The sequence below is a fragment of the Rhizobium sp. SEMIA 4085 genome (assembly GCF_013004495.1).
In the GTDB taxonomy this organism is placed as follows: domain Bacteria; phylum Pseudomonadota; class Alphaproteobacteria; order Rhizobiales; family Rhizobiaceae; genus Rhizobium; species Rhizobium gallicum.
The window spans coordinates 1-5,959 of record NZ_JABEPH010000362.1 but is presented as its reverse complement, the minus strand read 5'-3'; the positions used below and the strand labels follow the sequence as shown (position 1 = coordinate 5,959).

The 5,959-nt window shown below is 55.9% G+C and carries 7 protein-coding genes; 2 read left to right on the top strand and 5 right to left on the bottom strand.

The window, feature by feature from the left end; genetic code table 11:
* Together C9413_RS26395 and C9413_RS26390 are read left to right on the top strand one after the other, a co-directional pair.
* Nucleotides 1–571: hypothetical protein (locus tag C9413_RS26395; protein ID WP_210263616.1), on the top strand; the 571-nt coding region annotated here is incomplete at its 5' end.
* A 248-nt stretch (nucleotides 572–819) separates the two neighbouring features.
* Nucleotides 820–1,305: an HNH endonuclease gene (locus C9413_RS26390; protein WP_052451708.1), complete on the top strand. Its 486-nt coding sequence runs from the start codon at nucleotides 820–822 to the stop codon at nucleotides 1,303–1,305.
* A 148-nt stretch (nucleotides 1,306–1,453) separates the two neighbouring features.
* Here the strand turns inward: C9413_RS26390 and C9413_RS26385 are convergent, their stop codons facing one another.
* The 5 genes from C9413_RS26385 to C9413_RS32810 form a co-directional block, all read right to left on the bottom strand.
* Complete coding sequence (locus C9413_RS26385; RefSeq protein WP_246703852.1) at nucleotides 1,454–3,346, bottom strand: DUF3732 domain-containing protein; 1,893 nt, start codon at nucleotides 3,344–3,346, stop codon at nucleotides 1,454–1,456.
* An 80-nt stretch (nucleotides 3,347–3,426) separates the two neighbouring features.
* Complete coding sequence (locus C9413_RS26380) at nucleotides 3,427–3,915, bottom strand: three component ABC system middle component (RefSeq protein WP_052451709.1); 489 nt, start codon at nucleotides 3,913–3,915, stop codon at nucleotides 3,427–3,429.
* Nucleotides 3,912–5,075 carry an ABC-three component system protein gene (locus tag C9413_RS26375; RefSeq protein WP_040114337.1) on the bottom strand — a complete coding sequence of 388 codons (1,164 nt, stop codon included), beginning with the start codon at nucleotides 5,073–5,075 and terminating at the stop codon, nucleotides 3,912–3,914. The genes C9413_RS26380 and C9413_RS26375 overlap by 4 nt, the downstream gene beginning before the upstream one ends.
* A gap of 205 nt (nucleotides 5,076–5,280) precedes the next feature.
* Nucleotides 5,281–5,571, bottom strand: a complete 291-nt coding sequence (locus C9413_RS26370; RefSeq protein ID WP_133941610.1) for a hypothetical protein — start codon at nucleotides 5,569–5,571, stop codon at nucleotides 5,281–5,283.
* A 112-nt stretch (nucleotides 5,572–5,683) separates the two neighbouring features.
* Nucleotides 5,684–5,959 (bottom strand): hypothetical protein (locus tag C9413_RS32810; RefSeq protein WP_210263615.1); only part of this gene is annotated, 276 nt, incomplete at its 5' end.

Genomic DNA, 5,959 nt, shown 5'->3' with positions numbered 1-5,959 from the left:
GGTTCAAGCCTGGAAAGATGAATTTGCGTTTGAATTTCGGGACACTTTCCGAAATCCTGCAGGTCTCGCCCCGGGGAGAAGAACGCAGGAAAGCTGCATGTCCGAAGTCATGAGAGCCCTCAAAAGCAGCGCCGATCCGTTGGAAAATGATCTCGCCCGCGTGTACGATCATTGGCAAGAGGTCAAGCGAAATCGAGGCCAGCAGGCGGGCCTCGGGTATGAACCCCGAGACATCAACGCATTGGGGGCGGTTTCGGTAATTGCGAGCCGGGTCCTGAAGGTTTCTGTCGGTTTTGAAGAAGTCGACCCAAATCAGAGCTACGAAGCCCTAGTGCTGAAATACCCCGAGCGGTTTTCCGATGATGTGATCGCTGCAGCGCAGGAACGGCTAAAACTCGGTGCAAGCAAGGTGAATCAATTCCTACAGCAGGACATTCAGTTCTTCATCAAGTCCAGCGCAATCGAGCTATTCGGAGAAAACGGCGTTCGGCCATCAGCCGAAAGTTGGGTTGGCCGCAAAGCTCACCTTCCCGAGCTTCACAGAGAGAACAGCTATGCTGAGAAATCCTAGCAAAGCGCTTTCTGGGTCTCGTATGGTTGCACGAGCAGGAAAAGGACGGCGAGCGCGGGCGAGGTTTAACTGCCGTGGTCGAGTTTGGCCCCTTGCAGTTGGGATGAATTGCACTGATTTCTGATGCGATGTTTTTTGATCGCCTTGTGGGGAAAGAACTCGTGGAAGCCCACAAGGACGAGGGGAGTTTCATTTCCAGAATAGACACGAGCCGCCATAGCCGGATTTGGCCAATTTAAGATAGCGACGTGGACGCGCTTCTGTCCGCAATCAGGCAAAAAGTCCACAAGATCGCGGAATACGAGAACCTGAGCCCCGACCCGCGTGAAGCCCTAAACCGAGAGAAGATCGAAGACACCACGGCCCTACGCCCGGTGGTCTTGCGGCGATACCAGACCGCGTTCCGGCAAGCGCTCTTGAATAAGCGCTCCAACTGCTGCGCGATAACCGGCACGAGCGAATTATCGGTCTTCGAGGCTGCACACATCATTCCATATTCAGAGAGGTTTGCCGACCGCGACAAGCTGGAGAATGGCCTTCTGCTTAGAAGTGATATTCACAAACTATTTGACGCGCACCTTATCTCCATCAATCCCAAGACTAAGGAAGTTGAAGTTTCTGACCGCATTGGATCATCGGACTATTTGAGCCTTCGCGCCAAAGCCATTGCGGATGATGTTTCCCCAAAGAGCCTAGATTCTCACTTCGAGAACTTTCAGAAACATCGTACATAACCTTGGAGCACTGAAGTGGCGTCCTCCGGGTATCCATCCCATCGCCTCGTGAACTCGTGCCACCGTCGGATCAGCGTTCTGATCGTTGTCCGCAATGGGCCGATTGCAATCGTTGCTCACGTTGGAAGGTATGCACGATCGCTATCCCTCAGACCGCGTTCGTAGGAGCGATCCATGAATCCGGAACGAGTGCGTCACCATCCCGCCATTCGGCGATAGGCACGACGCCAATGAGTTCTCCCCAAACGTCAGCGCCGGCATGGTCGAGCACAATTGCCTGCAACTGGCCCTTCGCAAGAACGATCTCGTCCGCGATGGCTGAGAACACTCCCCGGACGGCGGCAACGTCCTGATTGCGCGTTCGACCTGGCGCGTCCCGACCTGGTTTGTCAAACCCCGACGGGAAGTAGACCTGGCTTGGTTGGTCGTACACAAGGAATCCCGGGACACAATGATCCGGAAGCTCCCTGAAGAAGCGCTGGAGCGACAGGGTTACCGCGACGTGGTAGGCGAGCCAGTTTGCGCCACTGCCGATTTCCCATAGGTAGTCCTTGCGGTCGGGATGCACGACGCGGACAGTCAGGTCGTCGATCAATACCTCAATCGGCGCATCAGGCCACTCGCCATCAAGCTTGGGCAGGATGGAGGCCGCAATCTTCGAGACATATAGCAGCGCGTTCTCGGTACGCCTGCGAACCTGCTGCTCGGAGTAAATCGCCTTCTGTTCTTCGATCAGGTCCTGCAGTCGACCAATCTCTTCCGCCTGCGTGCCACCATCCTCGGCGCGCTCGAATGTCTCGAGCGCCTGTTCCAGACGACCGAGGAAACGCTCAACTCTGTCTCTTCGGTAAGTTGCTTCCCTGACCTCGTCCGATCGGCGTTCGAGGATCGTGATCTCCTGGCGAACTGCGGCCAAGGCTTTCGTTGCCTCTTCAAGGTCCGACCTGATCCGTAGACGTTCCTTATCGAAAGAGTCGGATAGGCTCGGTTGCGTGCGCAACTGGATTTCAATTCCCGCCAGCGCCTGCACGAGCGCGTCAATTTTCTCGCGACCATCCGCAAGCACCGCTATCGGGTCGCTGGCGGCTTCCGTCCTAGACTTGAGCCACTCCGCGATGTCCAGCCGGTCCTTCTGGATGCGAATAGCGCCGCCGTACTTTCGGCTGCTGTCTACAAGACGTTCCACCTCTCCGAGGTGTTGCCGGAGAATGGAGAGCCTCGCAGCGGTTTCTGATTCCCGGTTTTGCAAGACTTCGAGCTGACGGAGCGAGGGCTCGATCGAGTCGACGGTCGCGAATGATGTTCGAGTGTCGGCGCGCGTCGCCGCACGGAGGAGGTCTATCGTCTGGTTGGGCTCATCTTCGGGAATTGCCGTTCCCTGTGGGAGGAGCCCGAGCTCGAGCGCCTGTCTGAGCCACCCGGTGGTTTCCGCCTGCCAGGCACGGACCGCTTTCTTGACCGTAGACAAAGCGGATTCTGCTTGGCGAAGAATGCGCTGCAGGCGGTCAATCTCCCATCGCGCCGCAACCATTTCCGGAGTCAAAGCACCGAGGACGTAGGGGAAAATAGCCTTTAGCTTCTCTCGATGTTCGGTCGTGTCCGCTCCGAAAAACAGGGCAAGCGGGTTCGCAACGATGTATTGAGGCTGGAAGTTGAATGCGATGAGGTCGCGAAAGCTTACCCGGCTTTGATAGGCCGCGTCCGCATCCGGATTGATCCGGAGCCGCGACAGGCCGGACAGCTCGCCGAGCTTGCGTTTGACGATGTCCGCGTTCGTGTTCTTCTCGGTGATCCGATCGGGGATATCGATCTCGTCGCCTTCTAGGAGGAACATGTCGCCGGTCTGCTTTGCCTCGCCAGGTTCCCGCCGAGCCAGAAGCTTTTTGCCTTCGAGGGTATCCACTACGATACCGAACCATTCGCAGGTATTGCGTATCGTCCCAACCGGAATGCTGCATTTGCCAGACGCCAGGCAGTAGTCGATAATTGGGATTACCGCTGATTTCCCGGTCTTTGACGCGCCGGTGATGACGTTCACCATCCCGGGTTCGAAATGCAGGACACGCGGCGGATGATCAGCCTTGGGCCAGAGGATCAAGCTAAGAATCTGGAAATGCATGGTTAGGGTTCCACCCACAAAAGTGCGAAGGCCTGATCGAGCGATAGCCTGCCGAACCAGCGACCGAGCTTGTCTGCTCCGGCGACGTGGTACTTCAGCCGTTCGGGCGGTTTTGGGGGACGTGCTTCGTTACTCCGAAGCCTTCCCGTGTCGTAGGAAAGGTTCATCAATCCGCTGGAGATTGCCGCACCTACGGAGGACAGCGTTAGCTCCCGCATCTTCAGGGCACGCTCTTGCACCGCGATTAGAAGCTCGCGCTCCTCGCCCAGCTTTTTGGTGAACTGCGAAAGACCGGACGATTCGTAGGTGGAACGGATGCGGTCAAGCGTGGGGGCGTGGTACAGGAGCGGGAGCACCACGAAGAACGAGTGTAACTGGGCGGCCTCGACCAATCGTTCTTGCTGATAGGACTTTCCGAACCGCCAAAGTAGCATAGCTCCCAGCGCGGGATTCTGGACCAGCGCCACCGTAGAGAGAGGGGTGGTCGTCATGATGCCCCCTTGGGAAACAAGGTCTTATGATCGGGGTGCCAACCGACCCTACGGTCGTCGGCAAGGCAGTTGTACTCTCCAGCGACGAAGTAGGTGGGAAGACTCTGGCCTTCCAAGGGCATAGTCAGATTGACGCACCGGCGATAAAGCTGCCTTCCCAGTTGCGGAGCGTCCAGATGCCCGTGGGTATCCGAAAGCTCATCAGAAGTCATTGCATGATGGCGAATGAGAGACTCGTCAAGCTCGTCAAGACTGCTGTTGACGATACTGCCCGTGTCCGCCCAGGTGACCTTGTCGGCCATGGCTCTTAGGAAGTCGCTGACTGCGTTTGTCATGAGCGTATCCGAAGCCTCGACGGCCAGCAGTTGGCGCACAAAAGTCGGCTGACTGCTGAGAAGATCGGCAATCTGATCCTGGGCGGGCGCACCCGTGGTCGAGACCAGAAGCTTTGAAAAATCGTGCTTTCTGATGAACGCTCTCAGTTTACGCCGAAACACGACAGCGTCGAGGATCGGTGCCTTTTTTTTACGGATGAGACTATCGACGTCATCCTTTGCGATGCCGATCGCCGCAGCGCAATACTGGTCCAGGCTTTCCTCCGGAAGTGTCACAACCAGCTTTTGCGTGATCGCGTCGATCGGGTCTTCCTCAGTTTGCAATTCAAAGAGCCGTATGACCTTCAGACAGACTTCATCGCCGGCTTCGAGAAATTTGCTTATCAACGGCTCCACGCCGACACCCTTTTTGCCTTTGAAGGTCTTCGTCTTGAATTTCTTCAGCAGCGCGTCAGCCTTTGCAGCATCTCTGGCGTCATGCAATGCGTGAACGAGGTCGCCGACCTTCAGTGGGGTGACGTAAAACCGGAACGCGGTTGCTGGATCGAGAAGCGAGCCAGGAAGTGAAGCCCAGTTCGCGAGCGTCTTCCACAGTTCCGCAGACCTGTCCGAGGCGGGATTGCCCGACATCGCGCTTTTCGACTGCTCGAAGATCAATCCGCCGGATGGGTCATGGATCGCGATATCGTCAAGTTGCTCAAGCGAGATCCGGCAGCCCTTGGCGACACTCATCAGATAGTAGCAGAGTCGAACGGGCTGAAGGCCATATCCGAGGTATTGACCGGGTACTGACGTCTTGAGTTTCGGATATTCGTCTAGCGACATTGCACCCCGGCAGAATCGTTACCAGCACACGCTATCCGAAAGCAGTGGTTGCACAAGATACGCATAGAATTACCAACATCTTTTCAAAATGTGACGGTAAATATACGAACGAACACCGTCGCTTGATATGCAGCGCCAGATACGTCTGGACTATCTCCAAAAATATTGGACTCTGCGCCTCATATGTCTGGCCTCAGTCCTTAGCTTACTCAATAATTCCTCCCGGATTGAGGATGTCCTCGACAGTAGAGCCGATAGGGTCCTTGATCTTGTCCTCGACTTTTTTGACCTTTTCCTTGAATTTCTTTTCCGCGAACTTCTTCACAAACTGGCCCGGGTCCTTCAGCGCTTTCGGGAAAGGAGCCAGCAGGCAAGCTCCTCGCACGTGGTGGCCCCGATTCTGAATAGCGCGAAGGCGGAAGTCCCGACGACGCGTTATGGGCTTCCAAGAATGGAACGACTTTCTCTGCCAGCTTTTCCCCGTTTCGCGTGGCAACGACCGACTCACAGCCGAAGACGTGACGTTTGAAGGCGAACTCAGGAAAGCCGCCAAGGAAAGTCCCGCTTCAACACTCGCTGACCGCGCGTCCGTTTGATCGATCGCTGACTTATGACCACGGCATATGCAGATAGACATGGTCCTTTAGGATATTGTACGCCTCGGAATCACCATCCTCGAAATGGCTCTGAAACGTTCCGGCTAGGTAGTCACAGAATGCCAGGCCATCCTCGAGAGGCTTCGATCTGATGATCCTGCTGACCTCGGTCTGCGACCGCATGTGAAACCACAAATCTTTGCGAAGGATGCTCTCGATAAGAACGTCGTATCCTAGACCTGCATTAAGCTCGTCAGGACATATCGACACTTGGCGCAGGTGACGAAC

Coding starts and splice junctions, on each gene's coding strand:
- C9413_RS26385 (WP_246703852.1), bottom strand. CDS start 3,346: ATGGTGAACGTCATCACCGGCGCGTCAAAGACCGGGAAATCAGCGGTA.
- C9413_RS26375 (WP_040114337.1), bottom strand. CDS start 5,075: ATGTCGCTAGACGAATATCCGAAACTCAAGACGTCAGTACCCGGTCAA.
- C9413_RS26380 (WP_052451709.1), bottom strand. CDS start 3,915: ATGACGACCACCCCTCTCTCTACGGTGGCGCTGGTCCAGAATCCCGCG.